General features: G+C 64.9%; 19 protein-coding genes. 9 read left to right on the plus strand and 10 right to left on the minus strand.

Annotated elements, in window-relative coordinates; genetic code table 11:
• Positions 1-53: 53 nt before the first annotated feature.
• The 4 genes from AC2FNA_RS07570 to AC2FNA_RS07585 are packed head-to-tail and all read right to left on the minus strand — an operon-like array spanning position 54 to position 6142.
• On the minus strand, positions 54-638 hold the full coding sequence (locus tag AC2FNA_RS07570; protein ID WP_496825408.1) for a Crp/Fnr family transcriptional regulator: 585 nt from the start codon (positions 636-638) through the stop codon (positions 54-56).
• Positions 635-2176 carry a murein biosynthesis integral membrane protein MurJ gene (gene murJ / locus AC2FNA_RS07575; RefSeq protein WP_496825409.1) on the minus strand — a complete coding sequence of 514 codons (1542 nt, stop codon included), beginning with the start codon at positions 2174-2176 and terminating at the stop codon, positions 635-637. Before murJ ends, AC2FNA_RS07570 begins: the two co-directional genes overlap by 4 nt.
• Positions 2173-5007, minus strand: a complete 2835-nt coding sequence (locus tag AC2FNA_RS07580; RefSeq protein ID WP_496825410.1) for a [protein-PII] uridylyltransferase — start codon at positions 5005-5007, stop codon at positions 2173-2175. Before AC2FNA_RS07580 ends, murJ begins: the two co-directional genes overlap by 4 nt.
• Complete coding sequence (locus AC2FNA_RS07585) at positions 4967-6142, minus strand: penicillin-binding protein activator (protein ID WP_496825411.1); 1176 nt, start codon at positions 6140-6142, stop codon at positions 4967-4969. The genes AC2FNA_RS07580 and AC2FNA_RS07585 overlap by 41 nt, the downstream gene beginning before the upstream one ends.
• Before the next feature lie 84 nt (positions 6143-6226).
• On the opposite strand from AC2FNA_RS07585, the gene rsmI reads away from it, so the two are divergent.
• From rsmI to gshB, 3 genes are all read left to right on the plus strand, one after another.
• Positions 6227-7084: a 16S rRNA (cytidine(1402)-2'-O)-methyltransferase gene (rsmI, locus tag AC2FNA_RS07590; RefSeq protein WP_496825412.1), complete on the plus strand. Its 858-nt coding sequence runs from the start codon at positions 6227-6229 to the stop codon at positions 7082-7084.
• A gap of 1 nt (position 7085) precedes the next feature.
• Entirely contained in the window at positions 7086-7457 is a 372-nt protein-coding gene (locus AC2FNA_RS07595; RefSeq protein ID WP_496825413.1) for a YraN family protein, read from the plus strand.
• A 62-nt stretch (positions 7458-7519) separates the two neighbouring features.
• Positions 7520-8452, plus strand: coding sequence for a glutathione synthase (gene gshB / locus AC2FNA_RS07600; protein WP_496825414.1), 933 nt, complete (start codon positions 7520-7522; stop codon positions 8450-8452).
• A gap of 31 nt (positions 8453-8483) precedes the next feature.
• Here gshB and AC2FNA_RS07605 read toward each other — a convergent pair whose 3' ends face one another.
• The 4 genes from AC2FNA_RS07605 to cobU are packed head-to-tail and all read right to left on the minus strand — an operon-like array spanning position 8484 to position 12091.
• Positions 8484-9998, minus strand: coding sequence for a YifB family Mg chelatase-like AAA ATPase (locus tag AC2FNA_RS07605; RefSeq protein ID WP_496825415.1), 1515 nt, complete (start codon positions 9996-9998; stop codon positions 8484-8486).
• A 58-nt stretch (positions 9999-10056) separates the two neighbouring features.
• Positions 10057-10932: a glutathione S-transferase gene (locus tag AC2FNA_RS07610; RefSeq protein WP_496825416.1), complete on the minus strand. Its 876-nt coding sequence runs from the start codon at positions 10930-10932 to the stop codon at positions 10057-10059.
• Between the two features lie 59 nt (positions 10933-10991).
• Positions 10992-11570: a histidine phosphatase family protein gene (locus tag AC2FNA_RS07615; protein WP_496825417.1), complete on the minus strand. Its 579-nt coding sequence runs from the start codon at positions 11568-11570 to the stop codon at positions 10992-10994.
• Positions 11567-12091: a bifunctional adenosylcobinamide kinase/adenosylcobinamide-phosphate guanylyltransferase gene (gene cobU, locus AC2FNA_RS07620; protein ID WP_496825418.1), complete on the minus strand. Its 525-nt coding sequence runs from the start codon at positions 12089-12091 to the stop codon at positions 11567-11569. Before cobU ends, AC2FNA_RS07615 begins: the two co-directional genes overlap by 4 nt.
• Positions 12092-12189: 98 nt before the next feature.
• Between cobU and AC2FNA_RS07625 the strand changes: the two genes are divergently transcribed.
• The 6 genes from AC2FNA_RS07625 (at position 12190) to AC2FNA_RS07650 (ending at position 16944) form a co-directional block, all read left to right on the plus strand.
• A complete protein-coding gene (locus AC2FNA_RS07625) occupies positions 12190-13068 on the plus strand; it encodes an RNA polymerase factor sigma-32 (RefSeq protein ID WP_496825419.1) in 879 nt (292 codons plus the stop codon).
• Positions 13065-13889 (plus strand): ChaN family lipoprotein, encoded by an 825-nt coding sequence (locus AC2FNA_RS07630; protein ID WP_496825420.1) that lies wholly within the window; start codon positions 13065-13067, stop codon positions 13887-13889. The genes AC2FNA_RS07625 and AC2FNA_RS07630 overlap by 4 nt, the downstream gene beginning before the upstream one ends.
• Positions 13890-13967: 78 nt before the next feature.
• The gene (gene coaBC, locus AC2FNA_RS07635; RefSeq protein WP_496825421.1) at positions 13968-15164 is read left to right on the plus strand and encodes a bifunctional phosphopantothenoylcysteine decarboxylase/phosphopantothenate--cysteine ligase CoaBC; all 1197 of its coding nucleotides are present in this window, start codon (positions 13968-13970) and stop codon (positions 15162-15164) included.
• 63 nt (positions 15165-15227) lie between these two features.
• Positions 15228-15683: a dUTP diphosphatase gene (gene dut / locus AC2FNA_RS07640; protein WP_496825422.1), complete on the plus strand. Its 456-nt coding sequence runs from the start codon at positions 15228-15230 to the stop codon at positions 15681-15683.
• Entirely contained in the window at positions 15683-16723 is a 1041-nt protein-coding gene (locus AC2FNA_RS07645; protein ID WP_496825423.1) for a HesA/MoeB/ThiF family protein, read from the plus strand. Before dut ends, AC2FNA_RS07645 begins: the two co-directional genes overlap by 1 nt.
• Positions 16720-16944, plus strand: a complete 225-nt coding sequence (locus AC2FNA_RS07650; RefSeq protein WP_496825424.1) for a hypothetical protein — start codon at positions 16720-16722, stop codon at positions 16942-16944. Before AC2FNA_RS07645 ends, AC2FNA_RS07650 begins: the two co-directional genes overlap by 4 nt.
• A 242-nt stretch (positions 16945-17186) precedes the next feature.
• On the opposite strand, the gene AC2FNA_RS07655 is transcribed toward AC2FNA_RS07650, so the two are convergent.
• Both AC2FNA_RS07655 and AC2FNA_RS07660 read right to left on the minus strand, forming a co-directional pair.
• Complete coding sequence (locus AC2FNA_RS07655) at positions 17187-17636, minus strand: phasin family protein (RefSeq protein ID WP_496825425.1); 450 nt, start codon at positions 17634-17636, stop codon at positions 17187-17189.
• Between the two features lie 109 nt (positions 17637-17745).
• On the minus strand, positions 17746-18957 hold the full coding sequence (locus AC2FNA_RS07660) for a trans-sulfuration enzyme family protein (protein WP_496825426.1): 1212 nt from the start codon (positions 18955-18957) through the stop codon (positions 17746-17748).
• Between the last annotated feature and the right edge of the window lies 1 nt (position 18958).

The following is an 18958-nucleotide window of genomic DNA, read 5'->3' on the forward strand; positions in this document are numbered from 1 at the left end:
TCAGAGATCTGCGCCCATTGTGACTGATCCCGCGGCGCCTGTCGGTGACAGTGTCACCGTTCCTCTGCGGCAATCCGTTCCAGCCCGGACCGGTCGCACAGCGTCACCCGCCCACGCGCCAGCTCTACCAGACCCTGGCGCGCGAATTCGGCCAGTCGACGGCTGACAAAGGCCCGGCCCGAGGCGGTCTCGGCGGCCAGCGCCTCATGCGTCGCAGATACGGTATCGCCCTTTGCCAGCCTCAACAGAACCCGCGCCAGCCTTGTGTCGAACCCGGTCAGGGCCACGTCCTCGACCAGATGTTCGAAATCGGCAAAGCGGCGCGCGACCGCCTGCATGACCTCGGTGCGGAACGCCTCGTTTTGGGCCAGCGCGGTGCGAAAGTCGGCATGGCTCATCAGATGTCCGCGCACCCGGGTTTCGGCCACGCCCTCGGCGCTGTAGCTGCGCCCCTCGGTCAGGCAGGCAAAGGTCTGCAGGCAGACATCGCCCGGTCCGACCCGGTAGAGCACCACCTCGCGCCCGTTGGCGGCGGTCAGGGTGACGCGGATCGAGCCTTCGTCCAGGCGCAGGAAGCCGGGGCAATCCTGCCCGGCGCGGAACAGGACGGTGCCGGGGGGGCAGTCAAGCGCGCTCATGACCGCCTCAAGGCGCGGCGGAATTCCGACAGGCGAAAGGCGCCGATCAGATGGCCGACCCCGAAATAGACCACAGCAGCAAAGAGGATCAGCGCCAACAGGCCCAGATAGCGCCAGCTGGGCAGGTCGAGCACCCAGCTGAGCGGGATCAGCACCGCATAAAGCGCCGCCCCCATGATCAGCGAGGCCATCAGGATCCGCCAGGCGCGACGGTGAAAGCGGGTGTCGAACCGGGCCACGTCTCCCATGCGGCGAGCGCCCAGGGCAAGCTGCGCCACCATGGTCCAGCCCGCGACAGTGGTGGCGATGGCGGGCGCGATCCAGCCCAGCAGCGGATAAAGCGCAAAGGCCAGCACCGCATTTACCACCATGGCCATCACCGCATAGCGGAACGGGCTTTTGGTGTCTTCGCGGGCGAAGAACAGCGGTTGGAACACCTTTTGCAGCATGAAGGCGGGCAGGCCTAGCCCATAGACCGCGACAGCCAGAGCGGTGGCGACGCTATCCTCGGGCGTAAAGGCGCCGCGCTGGAACAGCACCGCGACCAACGGCAGCGGGATCGCCACCAGCGCCATGGCCGAGGGCAGGGTCAGGATCAACGAGAACTCGCCCGCGCGCGAATAGGCATCGCGCGCGCCGGTATCGTCGCCTGCGCGCAGGCGGCGCGACAGATCGGGCAAAAGAACGATCCCCACCGCGATGCCAACCACGCCCAGCGGCAGTTGATAAAGTCGGTCCGCCGCAAAGAGCCAGCTGACCGCGCTTTCGGTGCGCGAGGCGACAAGCTGTCCCACCACCAGGTTGATCTGCGTCACCCCCATCGCAAGCGCGGCGGGAAAGGCCACCCGCACCAGCCGCCGCATGTCTGGGCTGAGCCGGGGAAGGCCGGGGCGCAGTCGGATGCCCGCACGCTCGGCCGCGACCCAGACCAGCGCCAGCTGCGCCACACCCGCGACCGGGATCACCCAGATCAGCCAGTCGATCACTTCGCCACCCAGTGCCGAGCCGGCCAGCATCGCGGCGCAGGCGAACACGTTCAGCAGAACCGGCGCGGCGGCAGCGGCGGCAAACCGCCCGGTGGCGTTCAGAACGCCGGAAAACAGCGCCGCCAGCGACATGAACAGGATATAGGGAAAGGCGATCTTGCCATAACCCACCGCCAGGTCGAACCGCTCGTCCCCGGCAAAGCCGCTGGCGGTGACCCAGATCAGCGCCGGCATGAAGATCATGGCCAGAGCCACCAGTGTCAGCACCGCCGCACCCAACAGGTTGAAAGCCTGCCGCGCAAATCCCTCGGCATCCTCGCCACCTTCGAGGCGTTTCGAGAACATCGGTACGAAAGCCGCGTTGAACGCACCCTCGGCAAAGAAGCGGCGGAACAGGTTGGGCAGGCGAAAGGCCGCGACAAAGGCATCCATCACCGGGCCGGGGCCGATATAGGCAGCCAGCAGGATCTCGCGCACGAAACCCAGGATCCGGCTGGCCAGTGTCCAGAAACCGACCGTGAAAAAACCGGCCATCATGCGAACGGGCTTCATGATGCGGCAGCCCGTTCTGCACCTTCGGTTATCGCCTTGCGCAGCTTTGTTTCAAGCGTGCGCTGCTTGGCCTCGGAATGGTATTTGAGCCCGAACATGTCCTTGACATAAAAACTGTCGACCACCTGTTCGCCATAGGTCGCGATCACCGCATTGGCGATATAGACATTGGCCGCCGCCAGCGCCCGCGCCAAATCGTAGAGCAGGCCGGGCCTGTCGCGGGTATCGACCTCGATGATCGTGTAGATGTCTGATCCCTCGTTGTCGAAGGTGATATGGGTTGGCACGTTGAACGCCTTTTCCCGCTTCTTGATCTTGTCGCGGGATTTCAGCGCGTCGCGGGCCACCACCTCGCCCTTGAGGGTTTTCAGGATCATCTGGCTGAGCCGGGGCAGGCGCGCGGCCTCGTAAGGGTGACCTTCGGCATCCTGGATCCAGAACGCATCGGTGACATAGCCGTCCTTGGTGGTATAGCTGCGGGCATCAACCACGTTGGCCCCGACCAGCGCCAGAGCGCCAGCCATCCGCGAGAAAATGCCGGGATGATCGGCCATGGCGAAACAGGCGCGAGTGGCGTCGCGGTCCTCGTCAGGGTCGAGCCGGATTTCGATGCCGCCGGGATCGCCGCTTTGTTCCAACTGGCGCAGCATCTCGGCAAAGGTGACATGGGTCTCGACATTGAAGCCCTGCCAATAGGGGGGATAGTGGCGGGCGATTTCGGTCTTGATCTCGCCTGCGGGCCAGTCGGACAGGGCCGCGCGCAGCGCCTTCTTGGCCTCGTTTCCGCGCCCTTCGCGGTTGAGCGCCTCCATACCCATTTCAAGCGCCCGCTTGGTTTCCGCATGCAGGGCGCGCAACAGCGTGGCCTTCCAGTTGTTCCAGGTGTTGGGACCGACTCCGCGAATGTCGCAGACGGTCAGCACCGTCAGCAGGTCCAGCCGCTTGACCGTCTGCACCGCCTTGGCGAAATCGCGCACGGTGCGCGGGTCGGAGATATCGCGTTTCTGCGCCATGTCTGACATCAGCAGGTGATAGCGCACCAGCCATTCCACCGTTTCGCAATCGGCCTTGGACAGGCCCAGACGCGGTGCCACCCGGCGGGCGATACGCGCCCCGAGGATCGAGTGGTCTTCGGGACGGCCCTTGCCAATATCGTGCAACAGCAGCGCCACATACAGCACCTTGCGGTTGACCCCGGCCTTGAGGATGGACGAGGCCAGCGGCAGCGATTCGACCAGCTCTTCCTTTTCGATCTGGGCGAGGTTGATAATGGTCTGGATCGTGTGCTCGTCCACCGTATAGCTGTGATACATGTTGAACTGCATCATCGCCACGATGGGTTCGAATTCGGGCACGAAGGCCGACAGCACCCCCAACTCGTTCATCCGCCTAAGCGCCCGCTCGGGGTTGCCGTGTTTCAGCAGCAGGTCCAGAAAGATGCGCCGCGCCTCCTTGTCGTTGCGCATGTCGTCATCGATCAGGTCCAGATTGGCGGTCACCAACCGCATCGCATCGGGGTGGATCAACATACCGGTGCGCAACCCCTCCTCGAAGATGCGTAGCAGGTTCAGCTTGTCGTCCAGAAAGGTCTCGGGATCGAGCACGTCGATCCGGCCATGTACCACCTTGTACCCCTGCTTGACCCTGCGGCGACGGCGAAAGATGCGCTCCAGCAGCGGCGCGCCCTTCATATGCGAAGCTTCGAGTTTGGTCAGGAAAATCCGCGTCAGCTCGCCCACTCGGGTGGCCTCGCGAAAGTATTTCTGCATGAATACTTCGACCGCGCGGCGCCCGGCGCGGTCCTGATAGCCCATGCGCTCGGCCACTTCGACCTGAAGATCGAAGGTCAGCTGTTCTGTGGCCCGCCCGGTGACCAGATGCAAATGCGCGCGCACCGCCCAAAGGAACTCTTCGGCCTGTACAAAGGTGCGATATTCCGATGCGGTGAACAGTCCCAGCGGCACAAGTTCGGCGGTTTCCTTCACCTCGTAGATGTATTTGGCGATCCAATAGAGCGATTGCAGGTCGCGCAGTCCGCCCTTGCCCTCCTTCACATTCGGTTCGACCATGTACCGCTCGCCCTGCTTGCGGTGGCGGGCGTCGCGCTCTTCCAGCTTGGCCTCGATGAATTCGCGCTGGGTATCCTTGTATAGTTCGCTTTTCAGGCGCTGGTCCAGCGACCGCGCCAGGGGTGCGTGCCCGGCCAGGAACCGGTGTTCCAGCATCGCCGTTCGAATGGTGAAATCCTCGCGCCCAAGCCGCACGCAATCCTTCACCGTGCGCGAGGAATGCCCGACCTTCAGTCGCAGATCCCAAAGGATGTAGAGCATCGATTCGATGACGCTCTCGGCCCAGGCGGTAATCTTGTAGGGGGTCAGGAACAGCAGGTCGACATCGGAGAACGGCGCCATCTCGCCGCGCCCGAACCCGCCCACCGCCAGCACCGCGATCCGTTCGCCCTGGGTGGGTGTGGCCAGCGGGTGCAGGATTTCCGAGGCCACGTACATCGCCGTCTTGACCAGCCCGTCGGTCAGATAGGTATAGGCGCGGGTCAATGGTCGTGCGGCAAAAGGGTCGCCTGCAAAGCCTGCAGCGATCGCGGCCCGGCCCGACTTCTGAACATCGCGCAGAATGGCCACGACCGAGCCGCGCAGCGCTGCGTTGTCGGCGGCCGCTGCCGCCGCTTCGGTGATCCGCGCAAACACGACCGGGGCGTCGAACACTTCGGCCGGGTCGCAGATCAGATCGCCGGTCAGCCAGGGCTGGATCGGCAGGGACGTATCGGTCGGATCAGAATCCGGCGCCGGAGAAGCTTTGTGGGGCAGGGTCAATCACAACCACCTGTTTGTTCTGGATCGTGGCCACGGCCAGCCCCCGTTCATTAGTCCCGTCGGGGCGCAGACGGAAGATGCCACCGACACCCTGGAACCCCGCACTTTGGGTCAGGGCGGCGCCAGTCAGCGCATCCGACTTGCCCGCGCCGACCAGCGCGCCGATGGCGGCAATGCCGTCATAAGCCAGCCCACCGATCGGGTGCGGTGCGCCGCCATAGGTGCTTTGATACCGGGCCCTGAAGGCGGCCGCCTTGGATGGGTCTGGCAGAGCGAACCAGCCGCCCTGCACGCCGGGCAGTTCCAGCGTCTGCGCCGGAATGTCCCAGCGGGTCAGGCCGATATACTGGGTCTCGGCCGGCGATACGCCAGCCTCGGGCAAAAGCTGGGTGTAGAGCGGCAATGCCCCGGCCGTGGTCGAGGTGAAAAAGATGGAATCCGCGCCGGTCCCGTCCACCGTTGCCTTGACTTGCGGGACCGAGTTGATCACGCCCTGCTGCGACCGTTCATAGGCGACCGTTCCGGCCAGCTTGGCGCCGCTGGCAGAAATCGCGTTGGTGATCGCTGACCGACCCTGTTGTCCGGCCTCGTCGGTGCTGTGCACCACGACGATATTGCCCTTGCCTTGACGTGCGGCAAAACTCACCAGCCGTTCGGCGCTGTTGTTGAAGGTCGGCCCCAGGACAAAAACATTTCCCCCGGCGATATTGACGTTGTTGGAGAAGGACAGAACGTTGATGTTCTGGTTCAGAACCGCCAGTCCAGCGGCATTGGCGGCCTGCGCATAGACCGGACCCAGGATGATCTTGGCGCCTTCGCCGACGGCCTGTTGGGCAACGGCGGCAGCAGTCCCGGCATCCCCGGCGGTGTCATAGACACGCAGGTCGATCTGAACGTTCTGCAGGTCTGCAATTGCCAACCGGGCGGCGTTCTCAAGGCTCTGAGCCAGGACCGCATCACCCGATTGGGCCGAGCCGCGCGGAACCAGCAGCGCGACTGGAACCGGTTTGGATGCATTGATGGACGGCCCACCACCACCCGTGGCGACAGGATCGCATGCCGATAACAGCGCAGCCGCCGCCAAGGCCATCGCTGAAAGGGCAATCTTGCGGGCGGGGTTGAAAACGGCAAACATCTAATCAATAGCTCCTTGATCCGGCGGCAGCCCGCCGCAGTGGTCGAGCCGCGATAATAAACGTCACGAAACACGGGTCCAGCGTTGAATTACCAAAAGCTCAGATTGCCTGCGGGCCTGTATTTCGTCGGCACACCGATCGGGTCGGCGCGCGACATCACGCTCAGGGCGCTGGATGTACTCGCCTCGGCCGAGGTGATTGCCGCCGAGGATACACGCTCGCTGCGCCATCTGCTCGACATTCACGGGGTGCCGCTCGATGGGCGGCGGGTCCTTGCCTATCACGACCATTCCGGTGCCGCGGCGCAGGCGCGGCTGATAGAGGCATTGGCCGAGGGCAAGTCGGTGGCCTATGCCTCGGAAGCGGGCATGCCGCTGATCGCCGACCCCGGTTACGAGTTGAGCCGCGCGGCCGCCGAAGCGGGGTATATGGTGACCTGCGCGCCGGGGCCTTCGGCGGTGCTGACGGCGCTGACGCTGGCGGGTCTTCCGACGGATGCGTTTTTCTTTGCGGGGTTCCTGCCGAATGCGGCGGCGGCGCGCAAAACCCGACTCGAAACTTTGCGCGGGGTGCCCGGCACGCTGGTGTTTTACGAATCGCCCAAGCGCCTGGCGGCCAGCCTGCGCGACATGGCGGCGGTGCTTGGCGGTGACCGGCCCGCAGCGGTGTGCCGGGAACTGACCAAGAAATTCGAAGAGACTCGCCGGGATACGCTGGCTGGGTTGGCCGACGCACTTGCAGAGGCACCGGTCAAGGGCGAGGTCGTACTGCTGGTGGACCGCGCCCGTTCAGCTCCGGTTAAGGAGTCTGACCTAGAACAGGACCTACTGGCGGCGCTCGAAACGCATTCGGTCCGGGATGCCGCCGATCTGGTGGCGCGCATGCATGATGTGCCCCGGCGCCCGGTCTACCAGCTGGCGCTGAAGCTCGGGAAGGGATGACATGAAGGCGCTTGCATCGCGAGGGGCACGAAATCACCTGGCCGGAGAAGCGGCCGAGCATTCGGTGCTGCGCGATTACGAACGGCGCGGATATTGCCTGGTCCGCCGCCGCTGGCGCGGCAGGGGTGGCGAGATTGACCTGATCGCCCGGTCGGGTGACGAGATCGTCTTTGTCGAGGTCAAGAAGAGCCGGGATTTCGCCCGTGCCGCCGAAAGCCTTGGTGCGCGCCAGATTGCACGCCTGCATGCGGCCGCGGCCGAGTTTCTGGCGGAGGAACCCGACGGGCAGCTGACGCCGATGCGCTTTGACGTGGCGCTGGTTGATGGAACCGGTCAGCTTGAAATCATCGAGAATGCCTTTGGTCATGGCTGATCGCCATTGAACCCACTGCCCCTCTGCGCCATGTATCTGGACAATCGATAGAGGGACTTGCCATGAAGATCGCCTTTCAGATGGACCCGATCGGGGCCGTGAATATCAATGCCGACAGCTCTTTCCGGCTGGCCGAAGAGGCACAGATGCGCGGGCATGAGCTGTTCTTCTACGGCCCTGACCATCTTGCCTATCAGGAAGGGCGGATCACAGCGCGCGGTCATGACATGACCGTGCAGCGGGTGGTTGGCGACCCAGCCGTTCTTGGGCCGCTGCGCCAGGTCGATCTGGCTGAATTCGATGTGGTCTGGCTGCGCCAGGATCCGCCCTTTGACATGCATTACATCACCTCGACCCATCTGCTGGACCGGCTCAAGGGGCAGACTCTTGTGGTCAACGACCCGTTCTGGGTTCGCAACTATCCCGAGAAGCTTCTGGTTTTGAATTTTCCCGAGCTGACCCCGCCCACCGCCATTGCGCGCGATCTTGAGACCATCCGCGCATTCAAGGCGCGGCACGGCGACATAATTCTGAAGCCGCTCTACGGCAATGGCGGCGCCGGGGTGTTCCGCTTGGACGAGAACGATCGCAACCTGTCCTCGCTGCATGAGCTGTTCGTGGGGTTTTCGCGCGAGCCTCTGATCGTGCAGAAATACCTGCCCGATGTGCGTAAGGGTGACAAGCGGGTTATCCTGGTTGATGGGGAGGCCGTGGGTGCCATCAACCGGGTCCCAGCCGAGGGAGAGGTGCGTTCGAACATGCATGTAGGCGGGCGGCCCGAAAAGATCGGGCTGACCGAGCGTGACCGCGAGATTTGCGCGGCCATCGGCCCGCTCCTGCGGGAAAAGGGACAGGTCTTTGTCGGGATCGATGTGATCGGCGACTATCTCACCGAGATCAACGTGACCTCGCCGACCGGTATTCAGGAACTGGAACGGTTCGACGGGGTGAATATCGCCGGTCGGATCTGGGAGGCTATCGAGGCCAAGCTCTGAGCGTGCGGTAGGCGGCCGTTTTCCGGCACCCTTAGCTCAGAGCTTTCGCCGAAACCCGAAAGCTGAGCGCTTCGGCGATATGGGGGCGGCGCACATCGGGTTCTCCGGCAAGATCCGCGATGGTGCGCGCCACCCGCAGGATGCGGTGATAAGCGCGTGCGGACAGCCCGAACCTGTCGGCAGCAGTGATCAAGAGGTCGCGTCCCTCGGCGTCGGGCGTGGCGATCTTTTCCAGCGCTTTACCCTCCGCATCGGCATTTTGCCGTAAGCTCGGGTGGCTACCGAATCTCAATGTCTGGACCGCCCGCGCGGCCGCAACGCGCGCCGCCACCTCGGCTGAACCTTCGGCGCTGGGCGGCAGGTCGAGATCGGTAAAGGCCACTGGCGGCACCTCGATCCTGAGATCGAACCGATCCATCAAGGGTCCCGAGATGCGGCCCAGGTAATCTTCGCCGCAGGCGGGCACCCGGGCACAGGCGCGTGCCGGATCGCTGAGATAGCCGCAACGGCAAGGGTTGGCCGCCGCCACCAGCATGAACCGGCAGGGGTATTTCACATGGGCGTTGGCGCGCGCCACCATCACCTCGCCGGTCTCGATCGGCTGGCGAAGGGTTTCCAGCACAGTGCGCGGAAATTCTGGGAATTCGTCCATGAACAGGACCCCGTTATGGGCAAGGCTGATCTCGCCCGGTTTCGCACCCTTGCCGCCACCGACAATCGCGGCCATCGAGGCGGTGTGATGGGGTTCTCGAAATGGTCGCGTGCGGCTGATCCCACCTTGGTCGAGCAGGCCGCAAAGCGAATGGATCATCGAGGTTTCCAGCGCCTCGACCGGGGTCAGCGGTGGCAAAATGCCGGGGATGCGCGCGGCCAGCATGGATTTTCCCGATCCGGGCGTGCCGATCATGATCATGTGATGACGTCCCGCCGCCGCGATCTCCAGCGCCCGTTTGGCTCGTTCCTGTCCCTTGACCTCGCGTAGGTCGCGGTCAATGGCAGTGGCGCTGACCTCGCCCGGCCGAGCCGCGTCGATCGGAGCCTGTCCGGTAAAGTGGCGCACCACCGCCGCCAGGGATGAGGCGCCGATCACCTTGGCTGCGTCGACCCAGGCGGCCTCGGCGCTCGACGCTTCGGGGCAGAGCAGCAACCAATCCTCTGATGCCGCGGTCATAGCGGCGGGCAGCGCGCCGACCACCGGCACCAGCGACCCGTCAAGCGACAGTTCCCCCAGCGCCAGAGTTGCCTCGGCGGCATCGGCGGGCACGATCTCCAGCGCGGCCAGAAGGGCCAATGCGATAGGCAGGTCGAAATGGCTGCCTTCCTTGGGCAGGTCGGCAGGGGACAGGTTGATGGTGATCCGTTTGGACGGCAGCGCGATTGCCATGCCGCTGAGCGCGCTGCGCACCCGGTCGCGCGCCTCGGACACCGCCTTGTCCGGCAGGCCGACGATGGAGAAAGCGGGCAGGCCCGGTGTCACGGCGCATTGCACCTCGACCGGGCGGGCCTCGACCCCCTGAAACGCAACGGTATGGGCGCGGGCGACCATGTGGAACCTGCCTTGTGGTTAACACTTCGTTGCTATCCCGAGGCAGGTTTAAGAATGGTTAATCCTTGGTCACCATCTCGGTGAATTTCGGCCAGGCGCCCGGGTCGGCCACGGTCTTGTCACGGCAGAATGCGTTGCAGAATCCCCAGATGCGCCCATCGAGTTCCATGAAATCGGTCACCGGATCGCCAGAATAGGGGCAGGCTTTGTTTACCGAGGGGCCGGCCTCGACCGCGCGCGCGGCGCTGGGGGTGCCCACCGGCCAGTCGCGCACCGGCAGGTCCAGCGCATAGGGCATCGGATCGTATTGCACCGTCAGCCCCATCGCCCGCCATTGCCGGACGGCGGTATCGCCGAGAAGGAACAGGCAATAGTCCCGCGCCGCCGCACTGACCGGCAGGCCATAGCCGACGATGCGCGCGGCGACCGGCACATAGAACACATCTGCCAGCGAATAGGTACCAAAGAGCGGCCCCGTCGCAGCGTCCGACACCACCCTGGCATGCGACCAGAGCGTTTCGATCCGCGCCAGATCGGCCAGCGTCCCTTCACTGGGTTGGAATCCGTCAAAGCAATAGAGAAGCTGCATCGGGCATTCGCTTCGCAGGGCGGAGAAGCTCGACACCATTTCGGCGCACAGCCAGCGGGCGGTCGCGCGAGCAGCTGGGTCAGCGGGCCACAGTCCGGCCTCGGGATGCCGCTCGGCCAGGGTCTCGGCCATCGCGAGACTCTGACCCACCACGATACCCTCGGGCGTACGCAGCACCGGCACCTGTCGTGCCGGGGCCAGGGGCGCCAGATCCGCGGCCATGGTGCCGGAATAGAGCCCCACCAGATGCGAGCGATAGGGGATGCCGAATTTCTCGAGCATCAGCCAACCGCGCAGCGACCAGCTGGAGAAACTGCGGTCGCCGATAAGAAGATCATATGTCATGCGCAGACGTTACGCGTCAGGCAAAGCGCCGGTAAATCGACGTTTCGTGCGGCGGCGCATCACACTAGATGATTGATCCGGCCGACCTCCCACCCCTGCGGCAGGCGCGTGATCTCGGTCACGGACAGGTTGTCGATCCGGTGGCCAAACGCCTGATCTGCGTCCAGCCGAAGGGCGCGCTGTACCTGGGTCAGGATCATGCCGAAATGGCCGACCACGATCAGCTCGGCACCGGGATGGTCGGCGATCAGCGCGTCGATCTCGGCATCGACACGGGCGCAGACCTCGTTCCAGCTTTCACCGCCGGGGGGGCGAACGTCGCCGGGGGTTTCCCAATAGGCGCGGATATGTTCGGGATCCTCGGCCTCGATCTCGGCAAAGCGGCGCAGTTCCCAGGCGCCGAAGTGGATCTCGCGCAGCCCGGCCCGGTGCGGCAGGCGGGTGCGGTTTCCCTGGATGGCGCTGGCTGTATCGGCGGCGCGGCGCAGGTCGGACGAGACGACCAGCGCCTGTGGCGGCAAATGCGCCGCGAGGCGGGTCAGGAAACCGGTATCGCTCAGATCGGCGGGCAGGTCGGACCAGCCGACCATGGATTTTGCATGGGTGGGGCCATGACGAACAAGATGCAGGCGGGTCACGGCAACTGCCCCTTCAGCGCCAAGGGCAGCCCGGCCACCACCATCACGACCAGATCGGCCTCGGCCGCCAGCGCGATGTTGAGCCGTCCCTGCGCCTCGCGGAACTGGCGCGCCAGGGCGTTGTTCGGCACGATCCCGTGCCCCACCTCGTTCGAGACCATGACCAGCGGCGCCGGACAATGGCGGATGGCCGCCATCAGCCGTTCCTGCGCGGCGTCCAGATCGTTCTCGGCCAGCAGGTGATTGCTCAGCCACATGGTGGCGCAGTCAAACAGACAGATATCGCCGGCGCTCAGCGCGGAGAGGGCCGGTCCGGGCTCCAGCGGTTCCTCGATCGTGGTCCAACCCGGCCCGCGCTGGGCCAGATGGCGGTCGATCTTGGTCTGCATCTCGGCATCAAAAACTTGTGAACTGGCGAAATAAACACGGGATTTTCCAGTGGAAACAACCATCTGTTCGGCAAAGGCCGATTTGCCCGATGCTGCACCGCCCAGAACCAAGGTGAATTTGGGATACAGCATTCCTACCTTTCTAGTGATCCATCCGTGCAATCCGTGCGTAATGGGTAGGACGGCTCAGGGAAAGTCAAGCTGAGCGCCGGACATTTGGGGAGAGATGTATGGCACTGGACGACCCGCAGGACAAACGAATGTCCCGACAGGCGATGAAGGCCGAACTGCTCGATGCCGAGACAGAGCTGGCTTTGGCCTATGCTTGGCGTGACCACCGCGACGAGGCGGCGCTGCACCGACTGATTACCGCTTACATGCGTCTGGCGATATCGATGGCGGCCAAATTCAAACGCTATGGCGCGCCTATGAACGACCTGATCCAAGAGGCCGGTCTGGGCCTGATGAAGGCCGCCGACAAGTTCGACCCAGATCGGGGCGTGCGGTTTTCAACCTATGCGGTCTGGTGGATCAAGGCCAGCATACAGGACTATGTGATGCGAAACTGGTCGATGGTGCGGACCGGCTCGACCTCAAGCCAGAAATCGCTGTTTTTCAACATGCGCCGGGTGCAGGCCCGGCTGGAGCGTGAGGCCGCCACTGACGGGCTGGCGCTGGACCGGCATCAGCTGCACCAGATGATCGCCTCGGAAATCGGGGTGCCGCTGCGCGATGTCGAGATGATGGAGGGCCGGCTCTCGGGCTCCGATTTCTCGCTGAACGCGACCCAGGCCTCGGATGAGGAGGGGCGCGAATGGATCGAAGCGCTGGAGGATGAGAGCGAGCAGGCCGCCGAACTGGTGGCCCATCGTCACGATACCGAACAGCTGCGCGACTGGCTGATCGAGGCGATGCAGGCGCTGAACCAGCGCGAACGCTTTATCGTGCGCGAACGCAAGCTGCGCGAGGATCCCCGCACGTTGGAAAGTCTGGGCGATGAGCTGGGGTTGAGCAAGGAGCGGGTGCGGCAGTTGGAAGCGGCGGCGTTTGCGAAGATGCGCAAAAGCCTTGAAGCGCGTTCGCGCGAGGTGCAACACTTCTTGGTATGAAACAGTTTTTTGCCGCGGGCCTGGCGCTGGCCCTGTGTCTGATCGCCCCGTTGCGGGCGGCGTCTGCCGGTGAATTGATCCCGGAGGACATTCTTGCTGCGATGCGGCAGTCCGATGTGGTGATCTTGGGCGAGACCCATGACAATCCCCGTCATCACCTGGTTCAGGCAGAGGCGGTCGCCGCGCTTCAGCCCGGCGCCGTGGTCTGGGAGATGCTGACCGAGGAGAGCGCGCAGCGCCTTACCCGCAAGGCCGTGAACGATCCCGCCGAGCTGGAACGCATCCTGCAATGGGCGGAACTGGGTTGGCCGCCACTGGCGATGTACCTGCCGGTGTTCGCGGCGGCGGATACGCCCGTTTATGGCGCGCTGGTGACGCGGACCGCAGCGCGGGCGGCCATGGAGACTGGGGCCGCTGCGGCGATGGGTGCGGATGCCGCACGCTTTGGTCTGACGGTACCGTTGACCGAGGCCGAGCAGGCCGCACGCGAGGCGGATCAGCAGGCTGCCCATTGCAACGCGATGCCGCCCGAAATGCTGCCACAGTTGGTGGCGATCCAGCGCCTGCGCGACGCGGTGCTGGCGCGTGCGATCCTGCGCGCACAGGACGAAACCGGCGGACCGGTCGCAGTGATCACCGGAAATGGCCATGCGCGGGCCGACCGGGGCGTCCCGGTCTTTCTCTCCCGGATTTCGCCGGGCCTGCGAGTCTATGTGCTGGGCCAGTCCGAGGATGGCATGATCGAGGGCCGTTTCGATGCGGTGATCGACAGCCCCGCAGTCCCGCGCGAAGACCCCTGTGCCGCTTTCGACAAGAGCTGAGGCCGGGGTTTTGTGCTGGCACTTGACCGGCGGCGGGCCTAAGTTCAGGGCCGACCCGGGTTTTCGGAGACGCGCGCCATGCTGGCATCCAGACGCATTCTGCTGATCATCGGCGGCGGCATCGCCGCTTACAAGGCGCTGGACCTGATCCGGCGGTTGCGCGAACGCGGCGCGGCGGTGACACCGGTCCTGACCCGGGCGGCCGAGGAATTCGTAACGCCGCTCTCGGTTTCGGCACTTGCGGGCGAGAAGGTTTATCGTGACCTCTTTGACCTGACTGACGAGGCCGAGATGGGCCATATCCAGCTGTCGCGCTCGGCCGATCTGGTGGTGGTGGCGCCCGCCACCGCCGATCTGATGGGCAAGATGGCGGCGGGGCTGGCCAATGACATGGCCTCGACCCTGTTGATGGCGACGGATACCCCGGTGCTGATCGCGCCGGCGATGAATGTACGCATGTGGCAGCATCCGGCGACGCAGCGAAACCGGGCGCAACTGGCGGCGGATGGCATCCGTTTTGTCGGACCGAACGAGGGCGACATGGCCTGCGGCGAATTTGGGCCGGGGCGGATGTCTGAACCGCTGGAAATCGTGGCCGCCATCGAAGCGGCGCTGGGCGATGGGCCGCTCAAGGGTAAGCGCGTGCTGGTGACCTCGGGTCCGACGCATGAACCGATCGACCCGGTGCGCTACATCGCCAACCGGTCCTCGGGCGCGCAGGGCGCGGCGGTGGCGCGTGCCCTGGCGGCGCTGGGTGCCGAGGTGGTGTTTGTCACCGGCCCGGCTGACGTACCGCCCCCGGATGGGGTCGAGGTGGTGCGCGTTCAAAGCGCGCGAGAGATGGACGCCGCCGTTGATGCGGCCCTGCCGGTGGATGCCGGAGTGTTTGCGGCGGCGGTTGCCGATTGGCGCGTGGCCAGCGCTTCGGACCGCAAGCTGAAGAAGTCCAGGGACGGGCTGCCGGTGCTGGAATTTGCCGAGAATCCGGACATCCTGAAACGGGTAAGCCGGATGGAAGCGGGCCGTCCGGCGCTGGTGGTGGGATTTGCCGCCGAGACCAATGACGTGATCGAGAACGCCACCGCCAAGCGGTTGCGCAAGGGCTGTGACTGGATCGTGGCCAATGATGTCAGCCCGGCCACCGGCATCATGGGCGGCAGCGAGAATGCGGTGATCCTGATCACCGGCGAGGGGGCCGAGGAATGGCCGCGCATGAGCAAGGAGGCGGTTGCCGACCGTTTGGCCCGGCGCATCGCCGAGACCTTGGTGGGGTAGAGATTTTTCGCCGAAAAATCTCGCGCGCCGCACGGGAGGCGCAATGGAACAGGAAGGGTCGACATGGTTGCCATTCGGGTGATCCGGGATGCAGAGGCGGATACGCAAGTACCGCTGCCGTCTTATGAAACGGCCGGTGCGGCTGGGGCCGATATCCGGGCCAATATGCCCGATCGCGGTTCCGTCACGCTTGCCCCGGGCGGGCGGGCGCTGATCCCGACCGGGCTGCGGGTCGAGTTCCCCGCAGGCTACGAGATTCAGATCCGCCCCCGCTCGGGTCTGGCGCTGAAACACGGGATCACCCTTCTCAATACCCCCGGCACCATCGACAGCGATTATCGCGGGCCGCTTGGGGTGATCCTGCTGAACGCGGGCGCCGAGCCGTTCGAGGTGGTTCACGGCGAACGGATTGCCCAGTTGGTGGTGGCGCCGGTGGTGCAGGCCCGGTTCGAGTTGACCGAAGCCTTGGGTGAAACAGAACGCGGGGCGGGCGGATTCGGCTCGACGGGGCGCGGCTGATGCTGCTGGTGTTTGCGCTTGCGGCGGGTCTCTGGGCCATGGGCCACATGATGGGCGTGTCACGGCGGGCCAGGCTGGTGATGCTGGGCGCTCTCTTTGCCATGGTTCTGTTGCTGCAAGTTGCCTTGCCAGTGTCTCATCCCCTGCGCGTGGCGACCGGCGGGTCACCTGCGCTCTGGCTGCTGATCGGCGGCTTCGGAGTTCTCGCCTTTGGCTATGGCAGCGGGGTTGCCTGGCTCAAGGCGCGCGCGCAGGGCCAACCTGCCGAAGTCACGGCAAAACCCGGCAGTTTCACCGAGACCGAGTTGGACCGTTACGCCCGCCATATCGTCCTGCGCGAGTTGGGCGGACCGGGGCAGAAGCGGCTGAAACAGGCGCGGGTTCTGGTGATCGGGGCGGGTGGGCTGGGCGCGCCCGCGTTGCAATATCTTGCGGCGGCGGGGGTCGGCACCATTGGCGTGATCGACGATGATGTGGTCGAGAATGCCAACCTGCAACGGCAGGTGATCCACCGCGATGCCGATATCGGCAAGCCCAAGGTGTTTTCGGCTGAGGCCGCCATGCTGGCGCAGAACCCCGCCGTGACCGTGCGCCCCTATCACCGGCGCCTGACCGAAGAGATCGCGGCCGATCTGTTTGCCGATTACGATCTGATCCTGGACGGGACCGATAATTTCGCCACACGCTATCTGGCCAACCAAGTGGCGGTGGCGCAGGGCAAGCCTCTGATCTCGGGCGCGTTGTCGCAGTGGGAGGGGCAGCTGAGTGTCTTTCACCCGGCAGGTGGAACGCCCTGTTACCAGTGCATCTTTCCCGAGGCGCCCGCGCCGGGGCTGGCGCCATCCTGTGCCGAGGCCGGGGTGATCGGCCCCCTGCCCGGTGTGGTGGGTGCGATGATGGCGGTCGAGGCGATCAAGGTGATCACCGGCGCTGGAGCACCGCTCAAGGGTGAAATGCTGATCTATGACGCACTCTATGGTGAAAGTCGCAAGATCCGGCTTAGCCGCCGGGCCGATTGCCCGGTTTGCGGCAAGGGGTGACTCAACCCCGAGATGGCCAGCACGAGATGGGCACGAACCTGTTTCACGCCGAACTGGCCAATTACCTCGGGGTCGGAGACCTGCGCAGCGACGATCCAGATCGCAACTGGTCGTGGAACCGCCACAGGCTGCAACTGGGCCGCTACCAAGTAGAGTTGACGCGGAAACCAGCCCCTGCATCCGAAGGCACTCCATTTCCGTCCGCTGTTGGCCATCCGTAAAAGCGCCTCGATTGCTTACCTATTCGAAAAGGTCTGGCCGCGCTAACGGGCGCTCAAATGGAAGTGCAAACTGGGCGAGGTGATCGACATGCTGCTGTACCGCCATGCAGCGCGGCTGGGCAAGGATATCGGTTGAACGCACAACCGCGCCGGGGGCCCATCAGGCGCCCGGCGCCGGACCCAACTTCGCCAGAGGGCATCTTTGATGCCTGCGCGGAGGCCCGAGGCGCCCCCTGACTGGATCAGACCGGTTCGGATTTCGCCGATTTGGTCGCTTTGCGCGCGATGTCGCGGGCCTCGTCCAGCGTTTCCTCGACGGCTTCGGCCTCGGTCTTGGACACGTAATCGGCGCAGCGCGAGACCGTGTCGAACCATTCGCGCGCATCCTCGACCAGCCGTTCGACCGAATGGCGCTGCCAGTCCATCACCGTTTCCATCGCCTGCGCCGGATTGGCCGGATCGGCGGCGGTTGCGCTGCGCGCAGCGTCCAGCGCGGTGCGGATCGCCTCGTGCCGGCGCTCGAACCAGTGCCGGGTGAATCGCTCGGATTCGGCCAGAAGCTTTTCCTGGGCGTCCCAGAACTGTTCCAACTGCGGCTGAACCAGCGATGTCATCGACACCGGCCCCTGCATGGATTTCAACACCTCGGTGAACGAGGCGGGTGTGATCTTGGTCGTCTCTGTCTTGGCCATGGTCTCTCTCCCGGTCACGGTTACCCGCCCAAGTCTGGCAGGCCGGTGGGGGGCCTGCCTTAACCCAGATCAATATGGCGGGTTTTCGCCTGTGCCGCGTTGTTCGAGGCTATGCCAGCGCCCGATCCAGATCGGCGATAAGGTCCTCGGGGTCTTCCAGCCCCACCGACAGGCGGAAAATCCCGTCGCCCGCATATGCGCGATAAGCCTCCAGCTGGGCGCCCTCCAGCCGGAACGAGGTCTCCATCAGCCCGGCGGTCCCCATCCAGAAGATCAGGCTGCGGTGATGGCCCAGCGACACGGCATAATGAATCACCTCAAGCCGCTCGATCATCTGCCTGGCCAGGCGTTCGCCCGTGGCGGCATCGCCCACCTGGAACGAGATCATCGCCGACATGTTCGACATCTGCCGCGCGGCAAGCTCTGCCTGCGGATGCGAGGGGAGGCCGGGATAGATCACCCGACCGACGCGGGGATCGGCCTCCAGCCATTCGGCCACCGCCTGGGCGCCCGCCGCATGCGCCTTCATCCTGAGCGGCAGTGTGGCGGCCCCGCGCGCGATCAGCCAGGCGTTGAAGGGTGACAGCACCCCGCCGTGGTGGATCGCCGCCTCGACCCGCATTCGTGAGACCAGATCGGCCCGGCCACAGACCGCGCCCGCCACCGCGTCGCCATGGCCGCAGATATACTTGGTCACCGAATGCATGGTCAGATCGACGCCCAGCGCGACCGTGTCCATTCCCAGTGGCGAGGCAAAGGTGGCATCACAGCTCAGCAGCGCGCCTGCCTGCCGTGCCAGAGCCGAGATCGCAGCCAGATCGGTCAGCCGCCCGATCGGGTTCACCGGGGTTTCGGTATGGATAAGCCTGGTCTCGGGCCTGATCGCCGCCGTCACGGCGGCAAGGTCGGACATGTCCACGGTGCTGACCACGATCCCCATCCGGGGCAGCGTGTCGCGCGCCAGTTCGGCCACGCCCGCATAAGAGACATCCGACACGATCACATGATCGCCTGCCGAGAGGAAGGTGAAGAAGATCGCCGCTGCCGCCGCCATGCCCGATGCGGTACACAGGCAGGCCTCGGTTCCCTGCATCGCGGCGATCTTGGCCTCGAGCATTGCGACGGTGGGATTGGCCCAGCGTGAATAGGCATAGGGACTTTCCGGAGTCAGGTCATGGGCGGAAAAGCCCAACACATCCTCGGACACATAGGTCGAGGACATGTGGATCGGCGGCGCCGAGGCCAGCGTTGCCGGGTCCGGGGACTCTCCGGCGTGAATGGCGGTGGTCATCGGGCCTGCGGGGCGGTTGGTCTTTTTCATC

It is taken from the genome of Ruegeria sp. YKSD163, assembly GCF_059612905.1.